Origin of the sequence: Methylobacterium sp. E-046, assembly GCF_022829625.1 — a bacterium.
Classification (GTDB): Bacteria; Pseudomonadota; Alphaproteobacteria; order Rhizobiales; family Beijerinckiaceae; genus Methylobacterium; species Methylobacterium longum.
Genome location: NZ_JAKSYP010000090.1, coordinates 116,609 through 134,723, shown reverse-complemented (window position 1 = coordinate 134,723; position 18,115 = coordinate 116,609). Strand labels below are relative to the sequence as shown.

At 69.9% G+C, this 18,115-nt stretch carries 23 protein-coding genes; 8 read left to right on the top strand and 15 right to left on the bottom strand.

Annotation, left to right across the window (positions count from 1 at the left end; all coding sequences use genetic code 11):
* Positions 1 to 2: 2 nt before the first annotated feature.
* A complete protein-coding gene (locus MKK82_RS07930; RefSeq protein ID WP_238285139.1) occupies positions 3 to 842 on the bottom strand; it encodes an aldo/keto reductase in 840 nt (279 codons plus the stop codon).
* 296 nt (positions 843 to 1,138) lie between these two features.
* Here MKK82_RS07930 and MKK82_RS07925 point away from each other — a divergent pair, with 296 nt between their 5' ends.
* From MKK82_RS07925 to MKK82_RS07915, 3 genes are read left to right on the top strand one after another with little or no spacing between them, the layout of a single operon-like run.
* The gene (locus MKK82_RS07925; protein WP_243985220.1) at positions 1,139 to 2,212 is read left to right on the top strand and encodes an adenylate/guanylate cyclase domain-containing protein; all 1,074 of its coding nucleotides are present in this window, start codon (positions 1,139 to 1,141) and stop codon (positions 2,210 to 2,212) included.
* Positions 2,212 to 2,415, top strand: a complete 204-nt coding sequence (locus MKK82_RS07920) for a hypothetical protein (RefSeq protein WP_238285141.1) — start codon at positions 2,212 to 2,214, stop codon at positions 2,413 to 2,415. Before MKK82_RS07925 ends, MKK82_RS07920 begins: the two co-directional genes overlap by 1 nt.
* The gene (locus tag MKK82_RS07915) at positions 2,412 to 2,894 is read left to right on the top strand and encodes a YaiI/YqxD family protein (protein ID WP_238285142.1); all 483 of its coding nucleotides are present in this window, start codon (positions 2,412 to 2,414) and stop codon (positions 2,892 to 2,894) included. Before MKK82_RS07920 ends, MKK82_RS07915 begins: the two co-directional genes overlap by 4 nt.
* 13 nt (positions 2,895 to 2,907) lie before the next feature.
* Here the strand turns inward: MKK82_RS07915 and MKK82_RS07910 are convergent, their stop codons facing one another.
* The 7 genes from MKK82_RS07910 to MKK82_RS07880 all read right to left on the bottom strand — a co-directional run bounded on the left by MKK82_RS07910 (position 2,908) and on the right by MKK82_RS07880 (position 7,202).
* Positions 2,908 to 3,171, bottom strand: a complete 264-nt coding sequence (locus MKK82_RS07910; RefSeq protein ID WP_238285143.1) for a BrnA antitoxin family protein — start codon at positions 3,169 to 3,171, stop codon at positions 2,908 to 2,910.
* 6 nt (positions 3,172 to 3,177) lie between these two features.
* The gene (locus tag MKK82_RS07905; RefSeq protein WP_238285144.1) at positions 3,178 to 3,519 is read right to left on the bottom strand and encodes a hypothetical protein; all 342 of its coding nucleotides are present in this window, start codon (positions 3,517 to 3,519) and stop codon (positions 3,178 to 3,180) included.
* 288 nt (positions 3,520 to 3,807) lie between these two features.
* Positions 3,808 to 4,803, bottom strand: a complete 996-nt coding sequence (locus MKK82_RS07900; protein ID WP_238285145.1) for an energy transducer TonB — start codon at positions 4,801 to 4,803, stop codon at positions 3,808 to 3,810.
* 4 nt (positions 4,804 to 4,807) lie between these two features.
* On the bottom strand, positions 4,808 to 5,278 hold the full coding sequence (locus MKK82_RS07895; RefSeq protein WP_238285147.1) for an ExbD/TolR family protein: 471 nt from the start codon (positions 5,276 to 5,278) through the stop codon (positions 4,808 to 4,810).
* Between the two features lie 54 nt (positions 5,279 to 5,332).
* Positions 5,333 to 6,028: a MotA/TolQ/ExbB proton channel family protein gene (locus tag MKK82_RS07890; RefSeq protein ID WP_238285149.1), complete on the bottom strand. Its 696-nt coding sequence runs from the start codon at positions 6,026 to 6,028 to the stop codon at positions 5,333 to 5,335.
* 131 nt (positions 6,029 to 6,159) lie between these two features.
* Positions 6,160 to 6,636 carry a Tat pathway signal protein gene (locus tag MKK82_RS07885; protein ID WP_238285150.1) on the bottom strand — a complete coding sequence of 159 codons (477 nt, stop codon included), beginning with the start codon at positions 6,634 to 6,636 and terminating at the stop codon, positions 6,160 to 6,162.
* Between the two features lie 74 nt (positions 6,637 to 6,710).
* The gene (locus MKK82_RS07880; protein WP_238285151.1) at positions 6,711 to 7,202 is read right to left on the bottom strand and encodes a hypothetical protein; all 492 of its coding nucleotides are present in this window, start codon (positions 7,200 to 7,202) and stop codon (positions 6,711 to 6,713) included.
* Positions 7,203 to 7,602: 400 nt separating this feature from the next.
* Between MKK82_RS07880 and MKK82_RS07875 the strand changes: the two genes are divergently transcribed.
* Together MKK82_RS07875 and MKK82_RS07870 are read left to right on the top strand one after the other, a co-directional pair.
* Complete coding sequence (locus MKK82_RS07875) at positions 7,603 to 8,031, top strand: Hsp20 family protein (protein ID WP_238285153.1); 429 nt, start codon at positions 7,603 to 7,605, stop codon at positions 8,029 to 8,031.
* A gap of 97 nt (positions 8,032 to 8,128) precedes the next feature.
* Positions 8,129 to 8,413 (top strand): DUF1150 family protein, encoded by a 285-nt coding sequence (locus MKK82_RS07870; RefSeq protein ID WP_238285154.1) that lies wholly within the window; start codon positions 8,129 to 8,131, stop codon positions 8,411 to 8,413.
* A 9-nt stretch (positions 8,414 to 8,422) separates the two neighbouring features.
* On the opposite strand, the gene MKK82_RS07865 is transcribed toward MKK82_RS07870, so the two are convergent.
* A complete protein-coding gene (locus MKK82_RS07865; protein ID WP_243985218.1) occupies positions 8,423 to 9,190 on the bottom strand; it encodes an alpha/beta hydrolase in 768 nt (255 codons plus the stop codon).
* 107 nt (positions 9,191 to 9,297) lie between these two features.
* On the opposite strand from MKK82_RS07865, the gene MKK82_RS07860 reads away from it, so the two are divergent.
* Positions 9,298 to 10,584, top strand: coding sequence for a glycosyltransferase (locus MKK82_RS07860; protein WP_238285156.1), 1,287 nt, complete (start codon positions 9,298 to 9,300; stop codon positions 10,582 to 10,584).
* On the opposite strand, the gene MKK82_RS07855 is transcribed toward MKK82_RS07860, so the two are convergent.
* Together MKK82_RS07855 and MKK82_RS07850 are read right to left on the bottom strand one after the other, a co-directional pair.
* Positions 10,554 to 10,850: a carboxymuconolactone decarboxylase family protein gene (locus tag MKK82_RS07855; RefSeq protein ID WP_308445409.1), complete on the bottom strand. Its 297-nt coding sequence runs from the start codon at positions 10,848 to 10,850 to the stop codon at positions 10,554 to 10,556. The two genes, MKK82_RS07860 and MKK82_RS07855, sit on opposite strands and share 31 nt — an antisense overlap.
* Before the next feature lie 377 nt (positions 10,851 to 11,227).
* On the bottom strand, positions 11,228 to 11,380 hold the full coding sequence (locus MKK82_RS07850) for a MerR family DNA-binding transcriptional regulator (protein ID WP_279602860.1): 153 nt from the start codon (positions 11,378 to 11,380) through the stop codon (positions 11,228 to 11,230).
* Positions 11,381 to 11,668: 288 nt separating this feature from the next.
* Here MKK82_RS07850 and infC point away from each other — a divergent pair, with 288 nt between their 5' ends.
* Positions 11,669 to 12,190 carry a translation initiation factor IF-3 gene (gene infC / locus MKK82_RS07845; RefSeq protein WP_238285326.1) on the top strand — a complete coding sequence of 174 codons (522 nt, stop codon included), beginning with the start codon at positions 11,669 to 11,671 and terminating at the stop codon, positions 12,188 to 12,190.
* A 98-nt stretch (positions 12,191 to 12,288) separates the two neighbouring features.
* Positions 12,289 to 13,074: a HesA/MoeB/ThiF family protein gene (locus tag MKK82_RS07840; protein ID WP_243985214.1), complete on the top strand. Its 786-nt coding sequence runs from the start codon at positions 12,289 to 12,291 to the stop codon at positions 13,072 to 13,074.
* On the opposite strand, the gene MKK82_RS07835 is transcribed toward MKK82_RS07840, so the two are convergent.
* The 4 genes from MKK82_RS07835 to rplT all read right to left on the bottom strand — a co-directional run bounded on the left by MKK82_RS07835 (position 13,063) and on the right by rplT (position 18,085).
* A complete protein-coding gene (locus MKK82_RS07835) occupies positions 13,063 to 13,944 on the bottom strand; it encodes a DUF1186 domain-containing protein (RefSeq protein WP_238285158.1) in 882 nt (293 codons plus the stop codon). The two genes, MKK82_RS07840 and MKK82_RS07835, sit on opposite strands and share 12 nt — an antisense overlap.
* A 10-nt stretch (positions 13,945 to 13,954) precedes the next feature.
* Positions 13,955 to 16,375, bottom strand: a complete 2,421-nt coding sequence (pheT, locus tag MKK82_RS07830) for a phenylalanine--tRNA ligase subunit beta (RefSeq protein WP_243985212.1) — start codon at positions 16,373 to 16,375, stop codon at positions 13,955 to 13,957.
* Between the two features lie 92 nt (positions 16,376 to 16,467).
* The gene (gene pheS / locus MKK82_RS07825; RefSeq protein ID WP_238285161.1) at positions 16,468 to 17,550 is read right to left on the bottom strand and encodes a phenylalanine--tRNA ligase subunit alpha; all 1,083 of its coding nucleotides are present in this window, start codon (positions 17,548 to 17,550) and stop codon (positions 16,468 to 16,470) included.
* Positions 17,551 to 17,707: 157 nt separating this feature from the next.
* Entirely contained in the window at positions 17,708 to 18,085 is a 378-nt protein-coding gene (rplT, locus tag MKK82_RS07820; RefSeq protein WP_043355811.1) for a 50S ribosomal protein L20, read from the bottom strand.
* Positions 18,086 to 18,115: the final 30 nt, after the last annotated feature.

Genomic DNA, 18,115 nt, shown 5'->3' with positions numbered 1-18,115 from the left:
AGTCACAGCATCGGCAGCATCCGGGGACGCGGCCCGCGCGGGAAATGGGCGTCGATCAGGGCGATCTCGGCCGCACCGAGATGCAGGTCCGCGGCGCCGGCATTCTCGACGGCGCGGCCCGGGCGGCTCGATTTGGGGATCGTGAACGTTCCGGGCAGGCGGGTGAGAAAGGCGAGGGCCACCGCGTAGGGCGTCGTCCCGTGGCCATCCGCGACACCCTGCAGCACCCGTCCGCCGGGGCTCGCCGGATCGGGGAAGTCTCCGCTGCCGAAGGGCGAGTAGCCGACCATCGCCACGCCCTGGCGCTCGCACCAGGGCAGCACCGCGTGCTCGATCGCCCGCTCGTTCAGGTGGTAGAGGACTTGATTGCAGGCGATCCGGTCCGGCCCGGCGATCGCGAGCGCCCGGTCGAGATCGTCGACGTCGAAGTTGCTGACGCCCCAGGACAGGATCTTGCCGGCTCGGCGCAGGTCCTCGAAGCCCGCGATGGTGTCCTCGAGGGCGTGCTGGCCCGGCCAGTGCAGCAGGTAGCAATCGAGCCGGTCCGTTCTCAATCGCTTCAGGGAGGCTTCGCAGGACCGCGTGACGCCGCGGCGCGTGGCGTTGCCCGGCACGACCTTCGAGACGAGAAAGATCTCTTCGCGGCAATCCGCGGTGGCGTCGGCGACGATCGCCTCGGCGTCGCCGTACATCTCCGCGGTGTCGATATGCGTCATGCCGGCGTCGATGCCGGCCCGCAGCGCGCGGATCGCGTCGGCGCGGTCCGCGCTGTCGATGTGCCACGTGCCCTGGCCGATGACCGGCACCGAGACACGCGTCGCGCCGAAGCTCCTGGCGTACATGGCAGCGCATCCTTCCCTGTCGCGACGTTTCTTGGGGGACGGACCCCACGGGTCCGCAGCCCTGCCGGCCGGTGAGGCTTCGATCCGTCTCCGGCCGACACGCCTTACTCGCGCCATCTTGGGGGGATGAGCAATGGGTGGCGGGCATCTGCGGCACCCAACGTCAGGCCATTGTCTGATGTCGAGTGGCGAAGCGCCCAAGTCTGCGCCTCCACGCGCCGCGCCCTCGCGCGCCGGCAGCGTGGAATTCGGCCCCGGGGCGCGGTCTGTCCGTTGGCGATGCTGGAGATGCGCCGATGCTGCCGGCCCACCGGATGTTCTGGGTGCTGATCCTCCTGGCCGCTGCCGGCGCCGGACTGCTCTACAACATCATCTTCGCGGCGGGTGCCTCGCCGCTCGCCGGGTTCACCTACGGCATCTGCATGGGCGCGACGGTGCTGGCCTTCGACCGCGGCCTGATCCTGGCGGGATTGCAGGCCCGGATCCGGCGTTTCCCGGCCTGGCTCTACGTTCCGGCTGCCGAACTGGCCTACGTGCTGATGATCATGGCCGGCAACGCGATCGGCGGCTTGGTCGTCTGGGCCCTGGCCCTCACACCCGACGACTTGCCTACGGCGACCCACATGACGGCGCGCGTCCTCGCCTATGCGCTGGCCGTGTCGGGGCTCCTCGTCTTCGTGATCCGGATGCGCGACCTCATCGGCGGCGAGGTCTTCGTGAACTTCATGATCGGCCGGTACCACAAGCCGGTGGCCGAGGAGCGGATCTTCCTGTTCCTCGACGTCGTGGGTTCCACCGCGTTCGCGGAGGCGCACGGTGACCTGCGCGCTCAGGAATATCTCGGCGCGGTCTTCGCGACGCTGGCCGAGCCGGTGCGGCGCAACGGCGGATCCGTCGACGATTACGTCGGCGACCTCGCCATGGTGACGTGGCCGATGACCCGTGGCCTGAAGGATGCGCGCTGCGTGACCTGCCTGTTCGACGTGATCGACCGCATCGAGGCCGATGCCGCCGCCTGGACGGTGCGGTTCGGCACCGTGCCGCGGCTGCGGGCGGCGCTGCACGGGGGATCCGTGGTCACGGCCGAAGTCGGCGTCGACCGGCACAAGATCGCGTATTTCGGCGACGCCGTGAACGTGACCTCGCGGATCGAAGCCCTGTGCCGTCCCCTCGGCGTGGGCATCCTCATCTCGCAGGACCTCCTCGAGCGGCTGCCGCGCCTGCCGGCGGGGATCCGCGCGCGCTCGTTGGGCGCCCATGCCCTGCGCGGCCGCGGCGCCCCGCTGGCGGTGGCAACCCTGGAGCGGGGCCCGGCGGATGCGGCATCGGTCGAGGATCTGGCGCCGCGCCGCGCGGTGGCAGCCCGCTGATGGAAACGGCCGGCGGATCGCGCGCGATCATCCTGACGAGCGCCAAGATGGCGCTGCGCTTTGGCATGCCGCTGATCGGGTTGATCATCCTGGGAGACGCCGTCGTGCGCTCGGTGGGCGGCGACATCGAGCACTGGCAGTTCGCCTTCGGCGCGCTCTTCATCCTCGCGGGCTTCGCGTCGAAGCTGGTGCCGCGGCCGTGAGCGGGGCGACGGGGGCGCCCCCGATCTACCTCGACGCCGATGCCTGCCCGGTCAAGGACGAGACCTACCGGGTGGCCGCGCGCTACGGCTCCACGGTCCACGTGGTCGCCAACAGCGTGCTGAACCTGCCGCGCGAGCCCTGGATCATGCGTGTGGTCGTCGGCTCCGCCCTCGACGCCGCCGACGACTGGATCGCCGAGCGGGCCGGGCCGGGCAGCATCGTGCTCACGGCCGACGTGCCGCTGGCCGCGCGCTGCGTGAAAGCCGGGGCCACGGTGCTGGCCTTCACGGGGAAGCCCTTCAGCGAGGCCTCGATCGGCATGGCCCTCGCGACCCGCGACCTGATGCAGTCCCTCCGCGAGGCCGGAACGATCACCGGCGGCCCGAATCCGTTCTCCCGCGCCGACCGCTCGGCGTTCCTGTCGGCCCTCGACCGCGCCGTGAATCGAATCCTGCGGGACCGTCCGAAGGCCGTCTGAGCGCGGGCGGGTGCTAGTCCTGAAGGCTCGGTACGAGCGCCTTCAACGCCTCGTTGATGCGGTCCTGCCAGCCGGGTCCGTCCTTCTGGAAATGCGTCAGCACGGCGCTGTCCAGGCGTAGGGAGACCATCTCGCGCGCAGCCGGCACGGCGGCAGGCCGCGGAGCCGGCGGTGGCGGCGGCGGGGCGGCGGGTTTCGGTGTGGTGGCGGCCCGGAAGGCCGCCTCTGCTGCCGCCCGCGGGTCACTGAAGCGGCGGCGATTGCGATCCTCGGCCATCGGCCACTAATCCTTCGCGGCAGTCTTCTTCGGCGCTGCCTTCTTGGGCGCGCTCTTGCCCGCGCCCTTTCCGGCGCTCTTCGCAGCAGACTTCGCTTCCTTCTCGGCCGCCTTCGTCTGCGCGTCAGCGGCTTCCTTGGCTAACCGCAGGGAGCGCAGCCGGACGGTCCGCTCGTCGACCGCCTTGATGGCCGCATGATGCTCCGCCATCGCCTGGGCACCCTCACGGGCCATCCGTTCGGCTCGTTCGGCGCGCTCAGCCCGGTTGTCGGCCCGCGTCTTCGCTTCCGCTTCCGCGTCGCGGACGGAATTTTCCTCGTCGAGGTCGAACTCAGTATCGTCGCTCATCCTATCCCTTTCACCCCGGCTCAGCTCCTCCGACCTCCCGCCTGCTCGGGTCGGTGACTGGGCGGGTCCGGCCTGTTCGGAGGGGAGGAGAAAGGCCGGGTGATCCTCCCCGCGCCATCGTCGAACGCGCGCAGGGGCTAATTCAGGAAGGCTTTAGCATGCGGGTCGGTCCGATGGCGAATCCGGCGGGCCTCGTCGGTCCGCCAACGCACAATATTCGTGAGCGGCACGAAGGAGATCGGCCGACACGCCGTCGTCCCCAGTCAGCCGGGCGTTGTGACGCTGGTTCTACCGCACGCGGAAGTTGAGCGGTATCGATACCGACAGGCTCGACTGCGTCACGCCGGGCGGGGCCGGCGGAAGGCTGCCCCGCACGGCCGAGAGGGCGGCGCTGTCGATCTGACCTACGCCGCTCGACCGTGCGAGGCCCGCGCTCGTGACCTGCCCCGAACGCATGACCGTGAAACGCACGGTCGCGGTGCCGCCGCTGGTGCCGCTCGCGGCGCCGGCGTTCATACGGCCGTGGATCGCCGCGCTGATCGCGCCCGTCCACTGTCGCATGGCGCTCGGATCGTTGCCCGCGGCGGCGCGGCCGGCGGCGTTCTGGCGGGAGGCGGACGCCGAGTTGCGGGCCTCCGCGCCCTCCTGAGCCTTGGCCTGACGCGCCTTGGCCTCCCGGGCCGCCTTCGCCTTGGCCTCGCGGATCTCCTCGAGGCGCTCCTGCCGGGCCTCCTCGCGCTTCTCCTCGCGCAGCTTCTCCTCCCGGATCTTCCGCAGCTTGGCCTCACGCTCGGCCTTCAGCTTGGCCGGATCCGGCACCGGCTTCGGCGGATCCTCGGTCTTGGCGATCTCGGCGGGTGGCGGCGCGAGGGGCTCGGCGGTTTCCGCCGTGGAGGTGATGACCTGGCTCTGCGAGTCGACGGGCTGCGCTTCCGGCGGAGGCTCGACGGCCTGGACATCCTCCGGCTTCACCTCGGTCATCTCCGGGGGCGGGGGCTGCGCGGCGTCGTCGGGCGGCAGATCGACCGGCTTCGTCTCCGGCGGAGCGGCCTGGCTCATCTGCTGCTCCGCGGGAGCCTCGGTCGCCGCGTCGGTCATGACCGGCGCGAGATCGACGGTGATCTGTTGCTCGCCGGGCGGCGACGGGGGCGAGAGCTGCAGGAACATGGCGGCAACCAAGGCAAGGCCGTGCAACGCCAGGGCGACCAGGAAGGCCGCGACCAGCCCGGACGGGCGGCGCGCGCCGAAATCCTCAGACGGGTCAGTCGACGTGAAGGTGCTCATCGGTTCAGCGTGCGGTCCCTGCCGGAGCGGCGGGCGATGCCGCGGCGCCGCCGGACGACTGCGCGATCAGCGACACCTTGGTGAAGCCGGCCTGGCCCACGAGGCCCATGACCTCCATCACCTTGCCGTAGGGCACGTCGCGGTCGCCGCGCACCAGGATCACCTGGTCCTTGTCGGCGGCCGCCATCTCGCGCAGGCGCGGCACGATGCTCTCCATCGTGAAAACCTCCTTGGCGATCGAGGGCTTGCCGTCCTTGTCGACCGTGACCTCCTGGGGCTTCTTGGACTGGGCGACCTTGGGGGCCGACGTCTTCGGCAGCTGCACCGGCACGCCGGTGGTCATCAGTGGGGCGGCGACCATGAAGATGATCAGCAGAACGAGCATCACGTCGACCATCGGGGTCACGTTGATCTCGGACATCGGCATGTCGTCGAGCTCGTCCTCGTCGCTCGCGCGAAGGGATCCCATCGCCATGAGGCGTCTCCGGTTCCGGTGCGTTCGGCCCGTGCGGGAGGGCGCGGGAGGGGCTTACTCGGCCGCGGCGCGGTGGGCCGCCCCCGCGCGATCGCGGGCGAGGCGGTTTCCGAGCACCGAGATGTAGGAGGCGAACGTGCTCTGGACCGAACCCACGTCGCTCGACAGCTTGTTGTAGGCCATCACGGCGGGGATCGCGACGACGAGGCCGATCGCGGTGGCGAACAGCGCCTCCGCGATGCCGGGGGCCACCACGGCGAGGGACGTGTCCTGGCTGCGGGCGATGGACGAGAACGAGTTCATGATGCCCCAGACGGTGCCGAAGAGGCCCACGAACGGTGCCGTCGAGCCGGACGTCGCCAGCAGCGACAGGCCGGTCCGCAACTTCTTCACCTCCAGCGTGAGGGCGCCCTTCATGGCGCGCTCGATCCGTTCGCGGCGCTCCGCCCGCGTCTCGGAGGAGTCCTGATCGCGCCAGGCGTCGAGGGCGGCCTTCACCACGTGCCCGGCGATGCCGCGATGTTCGCCGTCGAGGCTCCCGCCGGAGCGCACGAGCGTGGCGAAGGCCTTGGCCTGCCGCCGCGCCGCGGCCAGCCGGATCACCTTGTCGAACACCACCGTCCAGCAGGCGATCGAGGCGACGACCAGCAGGATCATGACCCCCTTCACGATCGGATCGGCCTGGAGGAACAGGCCGATGAAGGAGAAGTCGTGGGCGGCCTCGATCGGGGCGGCTTGTGTCGGGTCCATCGCGGGCTCCTGGCGTTCAATTTCGAGCGGCCCTGGGCCGCGGTCGAATCGGGGTGCGGCGAAAGCCGCTGACCGCCCGGCAGCCGTCGCCGCCGGGCGGTTGGATCTCGACGATCCTCAACTCATCCGCCTCAGCGGTCGAACGGAAGTCCGGCCTTGGTCTCGGTCTCGGTGCGTTCGAGGCAGGCCTCCCGGGCGGCATCGCCGCCGTCGCAGGCCAGTACGTCGTTCAGCAGCACGCGGCCGACCTTGTTGCAGGCGATTCCCGGGAAATCGAAAATCTTCACGGTGGTCTTGCGGGGCGGAAGCGGCCCGAGCTCGACCGCCACGCGCTTCTGCGCCACGCCCTCCGTGTCGAAAGCGAAGAGGTCGACCTTGTAGGATTTGAGGCCGGCACCCTTCGAATTGTCGATCACCATCGTGATCCGGCAGGATTCCCCGGTGGTCTCGACCTTGTTGAGCTGCAGCCTGAGCGGCGCGGCCTTCTCGGGAGCCTCCTGGGACAGCGCCGAGACGATGAGGAGCGCCGAGAGCGCGCAGCAGGCCGCCATGTCGACGGCGATCCGCCCGACACGTCGACGGTACAGGGGAACACGCAGGGCAAGCACCGACCGGTTTTCCTCTTCCACTCCAGCCCGACCGCACGGCGCGAGCCGCTCTGCCGGTTTGATGATGCGACGACTCAGTGCAGCACGGCACCGCCGGGACGCGTCGTCGGCGCGAGGCGCGCGGCGGCCGCGTCCATCGGCCCGGCGGCCGCGCGGACGGCCGCCACGAGTCGGGGCGCAGCCTCGCGCCCGGTGAGTTCGGCCGCGGCCTCCTCCAGATCCGCCCAGAGCCGCCGCCGCCCCCGGTTGATCAGGTTGACCAGCGCGCATTCGTGACCGGTCACCCGGCAGCAGCTCGCCGGCATGAACGACCAATCGTCGTCACGCTCCACCCGCAGGGCGCGGACGATCGCGACCACGCAGGCGACGAAGCGGCAGCCTTCCGCCGCCCCGAGCAGCTGCTCCGCGCCGTCGAAGGCCGCGTTCCAGCACGCCACGTCGCTCGTCATGTAGCCGGCCGCCACGAAGCGGGCTACCGATAAGGCCAGGATGTCGGCCTCGTCGCCGCACACGTCGGCGACGCGCCGCAACGCCACGTGCTCCACCGGGCTCGAAGGCGCGCTCATGGGCTCTGATGCCTCGCGGTGCGATGGTGGGTGGAAATCCGCGTGGGGCGGATGCGTGTCAGCCGCGGCAGTATCCATCGCCGCCGCAGGGATCAAGGCCCAGCGAGAAAATCAGAGCAGTTCCAAACTGTTACGTGAAAGCGTAGCTGTCTCGCGTCTTGCGTAAATATCCTAGAATTTCTTGCCGCTTATTCCTGAACACTGCCCCTGGCCCCACCGAACAAATGGGGCGTGTCCCTTGATGGCCCGGAAACCCTTGGCCATATCCTTGAATCGCCGCGGCACCCCGCCCGGTGGAGCGCTGTCCCGTGCGGGCTCCCTTTCGCTGAGGTGCTCGAAGAGCCCCGGGGTGCGGCAAGTCCCGGGGATCGGAGGCCTCGCCTTCTGGATGACGGCCGCGATGACACGAACCTCACCCTTCGGGCATCCCTTCCTGCTCGGCTTCGATGAGATCGAGCAGGCCCTCGACCGGGTCTCCAAGGCCGCCAACGACGGTTATCCGCCCTACAACATCGAGCGTCTGCCGCGGACCGAGAGTGAGCCCGAGCGCCTGCGCATCACCCTGGCGGTGGCCGGCTTCACCCGCGAACAGCTCGACGTGATGCTGGAGGAGAGCCAGCTCGTGGTCCGCGGGCGGCAGGTCGACGAGCGCGAGCGTCAGTTCCTCCACCGCGGCATTGCGGCGCGCCAGTTCCAGCGAACCTTTCTCCTCGCGGACGGCATGGAGGTGCTGGGAGCCGACCTCGCCAACGGTCTCCTGTCCATCGACCTCGTGCGTCCCGAGCCGGACCGGATCGTGCGCAAGATCGACATCGGCGCGCGCGGCTGAGCCCGATTGATCGGCCGCCGAGGATCCCCACATAGCGTTCAGGCCGCCGGTGCTTTCGAGATCGGCGGTGGACGCTCTGCCACCCAGGAGGGCTTAGATGACCGATCCGAACCCGTCGCCCCTGACCCCCGCCGATCTCGATCCGGCCGATTTCCAGCCGGCCGACCTGGCGGCTTTGGGTGAGGGCCACATCGCCTACGTCCGGCCGATCCGGTCCGACGAGGTGCGCCGCTTCTTCCCGCAGGCCCCGGAACTGTCGCCGGGCCTCGACCTGTTCGCCCTGCTGTCGGCCAGCGGCGCGCCGATCATGCTCGCGGATTCCCGCGATGTCGTGTTGGCGAACGCCGCCGCCCATGACCTGCAGCCGGTCAGCCTGCACTGATCCGGCAGGTCAGGCGATCTCCGCGACGGCGGCGACCAAGCGCGCGATATCCTGCGGCCTCGAGAGACGGTGGTCGCCATCGGCGATCAGCGTCAGCACCGTCCCCTCGGCCGGCAGATGGCCGAGGATCTTCAGGGCATGGGTGTGCGGCACGTCGCTGTCGCGCATGCCCTGAAGGACGTGGACCGGACCGCCCAGTTCGAGCATTCCGTCGAGCATGCGGTTCCGCCGACCATCCTCGATCAGAGCGAGGGTGATGGGGTCGGGTTCCGGCGCGTATGCGCTGGGTTTCTTGAGAACGCCGTCGCGCAGCATCATGGCACGGGCTGCGTCGCTCAACCGGTTCCAGATCAGATCCTCGGTGAAATCGAGTGCCGGTGCGATGAGTACGAGGCCGGCGGTCTTGCCACCCCGCGCGGCCCGCGCGCGGGCGGCGAGGCAGGCGATCCAGCCGCCCATCGAGGAGCCCACCAGGATGGGAGCCTCATCGACGTGGGCGCCCAGCACGGCCTCTGCGTCCTCAAGCCATGTCGAGATCGTGCAATCCGTGAAGGTCCCGCCCGAGGCGCCGTGGGCGGCGTAGTCGAAACGGACCAGCTTGCGCCCCGTCGCCGCCGCCCAGTCATCCAGGGCCGTGGCCTTGGTGGCCGTCATGTCCGAGCGGAAGCCGCCGAGCCAGACCACGGGCGGTCCCGAGCCGTCCCGCACTTGGACGGCAATGCGGCGGGCCGCGCCGCCCCTGCCGACATCCAGGAACTCGGGCCCTGTTTCGGTCATCGTCGTCTCCGATATCCGCGTTCACGCGTGGAAGAACTCCGTCCCTGATCGGGTCGGCTTCAGCGTCCGTTTACCGGACCGTAAAGCCCGGCGGCGATGTTGGAGCAATGGCAGCGAGCATTTGGCAGACACCGGCCGGGGGCATGCGCCTCCTCGCCGGCGGACAGCGGGCAAGCGACGTGACCCCGAGCCGGTCGGTTTTTCCCGTCGAGGTCGGAGCCCTGGCGGGCGCCCGGATCCTCCAGATCATCCCGGAACTCGAAGCCGGCGGCGCCGAGCGTACCACGGTCGACGTGGCCGGCGCCCTGGCGGCGGCCGGCGCGCGCGCGCTCGTGGCCACCGAGGGCGGCCGGCTCGTCGGCGAGCTGCAGGCGAAGGGCGGCCACTGGCTCCGCTTCCCAGCTGCGTCGAAGAACCCGGCACGCATGGCGGTGAACGTCCTGCGCCTGATGGCCCTGTGCCGCCGCGAGGGCGTCCAGATCATTCATGCCCGGTCGCGCGCACCGGCCTGGGTGGCCCTCGGCGCCGCGCGGCGTCTCGGGCTTCCGTTCGTGACGACGTATCACGGCAGCTATTCCGGTCGGACCGGCGTGAAGGTCCTGTACAACTCCGTCATGGCCCGCGGCGACGTGGTGATCGCGAACTCGCGCTACACCGCGGACCTGATCCACCAGCTCCATGCCGAGCAGGCGGGCGTTCGGGTCCGGGTCATCCATCGCGGCACCGATCTCGCCGTCTTCAATCCGGTCGCCGTCGGGGCGGCGCGGGTCGAAGCCCTCCGCCGGGCCTGGAACGTGGCGCCGCACGAGCGCGTGATCCTCCTCGCCGCCCGCCTGACCGCGTGGAAGGGACATCGCGTCCTCATCGAGGCCGCCGCGCGTATGCGCGATCAGGGCGTGGCGGACCTCGCCGTGGTGCTGGCGGGGGATCCCCAGGGCCGGACATCCTACGAGCGCGAGCTCGACGCGCTGATCGCCGCGCGCGGGCTCGGCAACATCGTACGCCGGGTCGGTCACTGCGCCGACATGCCGGCGGCCTTTCGGGCCGCCTCGGCGGTGGCGGTGCCGTCCGTGGAGCCGGAGGCGTTCGGGCGCTCGGCCGTGGAGGCCCAGGCCCTCGGTACACCGGTGGTCGTCTCCGATCTCGGCGCGGTGCCCGAGACGGTCCTGGCGCCCCCCGACGTGCCCGCCGGCCAGCGCACGGGCTGGCGTGTCCCGCCCGGCGACGCCGCCGCGCTGGCGACGGCACTCACCGAAGCCCTGTCGCTCGGCGCCAGTGCCCGGGATTCCCTCGCACGACGGGGGCGGGCGCATGTCGAGGCGCATTTCTCCCTCGAACGGATGGCCGAGGACACGCTTGCGGTCTACGCCGCCCTCCTCGGCCGCCATCCCTGAGCTGCCCCGGCTCGGGTCGCGTCATCCGTCGCGGCCTGCGGCGGGAAGCCTTTTGTAGGGGCTGACAGGCCGTAGAGGGCGGCTGGAAAGCCCGCATAGACGGCGGTCCGCATCAGGATCTCGACGATCTCGGCCTGCAAGACGCCGCCATTGAGACCGGTCGCTATGGGCGCCGTGAGCTGCGGCGCGGCATTGCCGAGCGCCGCCAGCGCCGCGATGGCGGCGACCTCCCGACTGCGCAGGCCGAGTCCGGGACGCGTGTCCATGTCGCCGGAGGGAAACTCAATCAGGTAGCGGGCGAAGTCCGGCGCGATGCCGGCCAGGGGGCGCGACCACCGCCCCGCTGGCCCGTCCGTCGATTTCAGGCAGAATTCGTCGCCCGCGTTCGAAGCGGCACTCGTTCGGGTCCTGTGCTTGCGCCATCGGTCTTCTTCTCCCCGACACCGGCCGTGGCGGCGACCTTCGAATCGAGAGAGGAGGCAGCCCTGGACATCGGCGATTCGCCGTCGCACCTGCCGACGGGGGCGTTCGCGCGGAGCGCGCCCTTCGGGTTCAGTCGACCGACCCTGCGCCCGCAAGCTCGCGGGTCGCAGCGTTTCGCTGATCGACATTCCCGTGACCATCAAACGGCCGAGGACCGCGATCAGGTGAGGATGGACGCTTCGGAGGCCCGCCGACCGGACACGTCCCGATCTGCGTAGGGAATCAGCCCGAGCCGCTCGTCGTAGCGCAGCGTGTGGTCCGGCACCCCGCAGCGCCTGGTGAGGGGTTCGATCTTCTTGGACCCTGTTCCCATGGCGAGGCCGGCACAGGTACTGCTTTGAGCGCACGCCAAGTCACGGCGTCGACAAGGCTTCCGGCGCCTCCAATCTTCGCATGGTGGCAGGCGCATTTCGACCGACGCGTCCGATTATTTCGGGCCCCGGTCCGGTTGGCCGTTGACTCTGGTCGCGCTTCCCCCAACGTTATATGTCCGGATGAGACCGGAGCGGCTGGTGGTCAGGCGATCCTCCCGGGGGTTGTCCAGTCCGCCGTTTCGTCGTTGCAGCAGGAGATCGAAGCCATTCGTAGACCGATGAGAGCCATGCCGGCCCCGCAGAAGGACGGGCCGCGCGCGAACCGCGACATTCGCGGAGTGCGGGAAGTGCAGCTGATCGATGATACCGGGCAGAACCGCGGTGTCGTCGCCTTCTTCGACGCGCTGAACCTTGCCGAGGAGGCCGGGCTTGATCTCGTGGAGATCGCTCCGAACTCCGTGCCCCCCGTCTGCAAGCTGCTCGATTACGGGCGCTTCCGCTTCAACGAGCAGAAGAAGCAGAACGAGGCCCGCAAGCGTCAGAAGACCGTCGAGGTCAAGGAGATCAAGCTCCGCCCCGGCATCGACAAGCACGACTACGATACCAAGATGAAGTCGGTGCACCGCTTCTTCGAGGAGGGCGACAAGGTCAAGGTGACTTTGCGCTTCCGCGGTCGTGAAATGGCTCACCAGGATATCGGTCTGCGCCTTCTGGAGCGCGTGAAGCACGAGACCGCCGAGATCGCCAAGGTCGAGAGCGAGCCGATGCTCGAAGGCCGGCAGATGATCATGATCCTCGCGCCGCGCTGATCGGCCGTCCTGCGAGACACGGCGCCGCCTCCTCACTGGGGCGGCGTTCTTGCGTGCGGGCGCTTCCGCGCGGCGCCGCGGACGGCTATGGGCAGCCCATGGCCCTCGCATCGGAAGAAGTCGAACGCTACGCCCGCCACCTCGTGCTGCCCGAGATCGGCGGTCCGGGCCAAGCCCGCCTCCGGGCCGCGCGGGTGCTCGTCATCGGGGCAGGGGGGCTCGGCGCGCCGCTGATCCAGTACCTCGCTGCGGCCGGGATCGGCACGATCGGTATCGTCGACGACGACACGGTCTCGCTGTCGAATCTTCAGCGCCAGGTCATCCATGGAACGCCGGATCTCGGCCGTCTGAAAGTCGAGAGTGCCGCCGATGCGGTGGCGCATCTCAACCCGCACGTGCGGATCGTCTCCCACGTCGTGCGGATCGCTCCGGTCAACGCCGTCGACCTGATCGCCGGCTACGACGTGGTCGCCGATGGGTCCGACAACTTCGCCACGCGCTACGCCGTCTCCGACGCCTGCTACCAGGCCGGCCGGCCGCTCGTGACGGCGGCGCTCGGCCGGTTCGATGGGACGCTCACCACGATCCGCGCGCACGAATCCGGCCCGGACGGACGGCCGAATCCGACCTATCGCTGCCTGTTTCCGAACCCGCCGCCACCCGGCAGCGTGCCTGCCTGCGCCGAGGCGGGCGTTCTCGGCGCGCTGGCCGGCGTGATGGGCTCGCTGATGGCCATGGAGGTCATCCGGACCGTGGCTCCCTTCGGCGAGGCCCTGGTCGGACGCTTGCTGATGGTCGATGCCCGCGCGATGCGGTTCGAGACGCTGACATACGGCTGGGATCCGGAGAATCCCCTGAGCGGGTCCGGCGACTCAGCCCAATAGCGATCCCGGCGGCATCCACGGTCCCTCGGCTTCGACCTTGCCGAGGCAGCACTTCTTGAATTTCTTGCCCGAACCGCAGGGGCAGGGATCGTTGCGGCCGACGTCCTTGAGCGGATTGCGCTGCGGCTCGCCCGCGCCTTCGACGGTCCAGTCGAGGGCTTCGATCGGATCATCCAAGTAGCCGTACTGATAGGGGCCGAGGCGATCGCGATCGTTCGGCTTCGTCTCGGCCTTGCGCAACGCCTCCTTGAACCAGTCGGCATCGCTGATTTCGTCGGTGATGCGCCCATCGGCACGGGCCGCCGCGACGCGCGGGGCGAGGTCCCGGAAGCCGAGATGCGCGATCGTCTCTTCCCAGCCCGACCAGACCGGCGCCTCCTCGACGGCGGCCTGGGCGTCGTCGAAGCGGACCAGCAGGTCGTGCATCGCGCCCCGATCGATCCGGCCCTCCAGGGTCAGGAAGGTGCAGGCCGAGAGCAGCGCCATGCGGACGAAATCGTCCACGGTGCTGTCGAGGATCAGCCGGAAGAACGGTGCGGTATCCCCGTCGAACAGGCTCGCCAGGACCTTGGCCAGGGTCGCCGTGAGGGCGTCGCCCAGCACGGCGTCGAGACTCTCCTCATCCTGCCGCAACAGGCGCAGGAGCGGTGCCAGGGCGCGGGTGTCCCGCGCATGGGCCATGACGTGCAGGCCCCAGAAGAGGAGGTTGGTCTCCTCCGGCGTCAGCTCGCGCCCATCGGCTGCCGCCTCCAGCAGCGGGAGTGTCGCATCGGCGAGCGCCCCCGGATGCGTCAGGGCCTCGCGCAAGGCTGCGGTCGGCCGATGTTCGGCGGCCGCGAGATCCGCGATGAGCAGGGCGATCCGATCCACGCGGCTCTCCTCAGGTTCGAAGCGTCGCGCCGGTCCGCCGGGATACCTCGGCGACGATCTTCGCGCTCACCGCCTCGATCTCGGTATCGGTCAGGGTGCGCTCCACCGGCTGCAATCGCACCGCGACAGCCACCGATTTCGAGCCCTCCGGCACGCCCGGCCCCTCGTAGACGTCGAAGACGTCGACGCCCGTGACGAGCTTGCCCTCCGCCCCTTGTGCGGCCTTCACGATATCGCCGGCCGGAACATCCCGCCCGACCACGAAGGCGAAGTCGCGGGACAGGGGTTGGAACTCGGAGAGCACGAGCGCCGGCTTGGCCTTCGTCGTCTTGTTCTTGGGCAGGGGAAGGGCATCCAGCACGATCTCGAAGGCGACCAGGGTCCCCTTGAGATCGAGCGCCTGAAGGGTCCGCGGATGCACCTCGCCGAACCAGCCGATCGCCGTCTTGGGGCCGAAGCGCAGGGTGCCCGAGCGGCCCGGATGGAGCCAGGACGGCCCGCCTGCCGTCACCTGCAGGCCGCCGGTCGGCACGCCGAGGCTGCCCAGCAGCGCGAGGGCGTCGGCCTTGGCGTCGAACGCGTCCACGGTCTCGACGCCGCCGTCCCAGTGCCGCCCGGCGCCGGACAGGGTGGCGCTGCCGCGGCGGACCGCCGCCGCGCGGATGGTTTGGCCCTCAGGCTCGTCGGATCCGAAGCACTGGCCGACCTCGAAGAGGGCCGCGTCCGGGTAGCCGCGGTCGGCGTTGCGTTGCGCCGCGCGCAGGAGGCCCGGCAGGAGGCTGGGGCGCATGTCCGACAGTTCCGAGGCGATCGGGTTCGCCAGGACGAGGTCGTCACCGCCGCCGCCGAACAGCGCGGCATCCGCGTGCGGAACGAAGGACCACGTGACGGCCTCCATCAGGCCGCGGCTCGCCAGGGCGCGCTTGGCGATACGGGTGCGCTTCTGCATCACGGTGAGGAGCGGACGGCCGATCCCGGCGAGCCGGGGCAGGGGCTTGGCCTCGATCCGATCCAGACCGGCGATGCGCACCACCTCCTCGACGAGGTCAGCCTTGCCCTCGACGTCGGGCCGCCAAGAGGGCGTGAGCACCTGAGCCCGGTCGCCGGTGCCGGAGACATGAAAACCCAGCGCTTCGAGGATCGCCGTCATCTCGACGCGCGGCACGTCGATGCCGGCGAGACGGCTGACCTCGGTCCACGGAAACTCGATGCGGCGTCCGGATTCCGGCGGCTCGCCGGCGATCTGCGCCTCGGTCGGCGTGCCGCCGCACAGGTCCACCACCAGTCGCGTCGCGAGGTCGAGACCCGGACGCGTGAAGGCCGGATCGACACCCCGCTCGAAACGGTAGCGCGCATCGGTGATGATGCCGAGGCGACGGCCCGACTGGGCGATGTTGGCCGGGTCCCAGATCGCCGATTCGATCAGCACGTCCGTCGTGCCGGCATCGCAGCCGGAGGCCTGGCCGCCCATGATGCCGGCGATGGATTCGACGCCGTTCTTGTCGGCGATCACCACCGTGTCGTCGGTGAGCGTGTGGGTCCGGCCGTCGAGGGCGAGCAGGGTCTCGCCGGACTGCGCGCGCCGCACCGTGATGTTCCCCGACACCTTGGCGGCATCGAAGACGTGCAGCGGCCGTCCGCGATCGAAGGTCACGTAATTGGTGATGTCGACCAGCGCATTGATCGGGCGCAGGCCGATCGCCCGCAGCCGGGCCTGCATCCAGGCCGGCGACGGGCCGTTCTTGACTCCGCGGACGAGCCGCAGGGCGAACACCGGGGCGAGGTGCCGGTCGGCGGACGCGAAGGCCAGCTCGACCTCGACCGGGCAGGGGCCTTCGCCGCGCACGCCCGGCAGCGTCTCGCGCTTCAGGGTGCCGATCCCGGCCGCGGCGAGGTCGCGGGCGATGCCATGGACCGAGGTGCAATCCGGCCGGTTCGGCGTCAGGTTGATCTCGATGACCGGATCGTCGAGCCCCGCATACAGCGCGTAGCCCTGGCCGATCGGCGCGTCGGTCGGGAGCTCCATGATGCCGTCATGGTCGTCCCCGAGGCCGAGTTCCGCGCCTGAGCACAGCATGCCGCGGCTCTCGACGCCGCGGATCATGCCCACCGAGAGGGTGATGGCCTTTCCGGGCACGTAGGTGCCGGGCGGTGCGAAGACCGAGACGAGGTCGGCCCGGGCGTTCGGCGCACCGCAGACCACCTGAACCGGCGCGCCCGCGCCGGTATCCACCGTGCACACCCGCAGCCGGTCGGCGTTCGGGTGCTGCTCGGCGGTCAGGATCCGGGCGATCACGTAGGGCTTGAGCGCGGCGGCCTTGTCCTCGACGCCCTCCACCTCGAGGCCGATCCGCGTCAGCGCGTCGGCGATGGTGTCGAGGGTGGCCTCGGTCTCGAGGTGATCCTTGAGCCAGGAGAGGGTGAATTTCATGATGGACCTTCGAGAGCCTGAGGTCGGCTCGACCGTCGGAGGAACAGGATCACGGGGCCTTCGCCGGAGCCGGACGGCCGCGGCGGAGGCGCTCAGCCGGTGAGGCCGCCCACGAGGCTCGGCACGTCGAGCGGCCGGAAGCCGTAATGATCGAGCCAGCGGACATCCGCCTCGAAGAACGGCCGCAGGTCCGGCATGCCGTATTTCAGCATGGCGATCCGGTCGATGCCGACGCCGAAGGCGAAGCCCTGCACGACGTCCGGGTCGAGCCCGCAATTGCGGAGCACGTTCGGGTGCACCATCCCGCATCCGAGGATCTCCAACCAGTCGTCGCCCTCGCCGAAGCGGATCTCGCCGCCCTTGCGCGAGCACTGGATGTCGACCTCTGCCGACGGCTCGGTGAAGGGGAAGAAGGACGGGCGGAAGCGCATCTTCACGCCCTCCACCTCGAAGAACGCCTTGCAGAACTCCTCCAGCACCCATTTCAGGTTGGCGATGTTGGCCGCCGTGTCGATCACCAGCCCCTCGACCTGATGGAACATCGGCGTGTGGGTCTGGTCGGAATCGTGCCGGTAGGTCCGGCCCGGGATGATCACCCGAATCGGCGGGGTCTGCGCCCGCATGGTGCGGATCTGCACCGGCGAGGTGTGGGTGCGCAGCACCTTGCGCTTCCCGTCCCGGTCCGGCGCCAGGAAGAAGGTGTCGTGCATCTCGCGGGCCGGGTGCCCGGGCGGGAAGTTGAGGGCGGTGAAGTTCAACTCGTCCGTCTCGATGTCCGGACCTTCGGCCACCGAGAAACCCATATCGGCGAAGATCGCGGTGATCTCATCGATGACTTGGGAGATCGGGTGGATCCGGCCGCGCACCTCCGGCGCCTCGCGGACCGGCAGGGTCACGTCGACCCGCTCGGAGGCGAGGCGGGCCTCCAGAGCGGCCTCGGCGAGTTCGGCCTTGCGCGCGGTGACGGCGCCCTGGACCCGGTCCCGCAGGCCGTTGATCAGGGGCCCGCGCTCCTTGCGCTCCCCGGGGGTCATGGCGCCCAGGGTCTTCAGGAGCTCCGAGACGCTGCCCTTCTTGCCGAGCGCGGCGACGCGGACCGCGTCGAGGGCCGCCTCGTCCGAGGCCGCCGAGATCTCGGCCAGGAGATCGCGTTCGAGGGAATCGAGATCGGTCATCGCTGTCTTCGAGCAGGGTTGGCGGAGTCGGCCGTCGGGCCGTGCTCTCGCGCGTTGTGCGCCCGGGTGCAAGCGCGGGGCGTGGGACCTCGAGAACGACGAAGGCGCGGCTCCCCGGGGGAACCGCGCCTTCCGTACGTCTCGCCTCAGGCCTGGATCAGGCCGCCTTGGCGGTGGTCTGCGGCAGCGCGGCCTTCGCCTTCTCGACGACGGCGGCGAAGCTTGCCGGCTCGTGGATCGCCAGCTCCGACAGCGCCTTGCGGTCGACGACGATGCCGGACTTGGCCAGACCGTCGATGAAGCGCGAGTAGGTCAGGCCGTGCTCGCGGACCGCCGCGTTGAGGCGCTGGATCCAGAGGGCGCGGAACGTGCGCTTCTTGTTCTTGCGATCGCGGTAGGCATACTGCATGCCCTTTTCGACCGCCTGCTTGGCGATCCGGATCGTATTCTTGCGCCGGCCGTAATAGCCCTTGGCGGCCTTCAGGACTTTTTTGTGCTTCGCGTGACTGGTCACGCCGCGCTTGACGCGGGCCATCGGTTATCTCCTGGATTCGACGAAAGACAG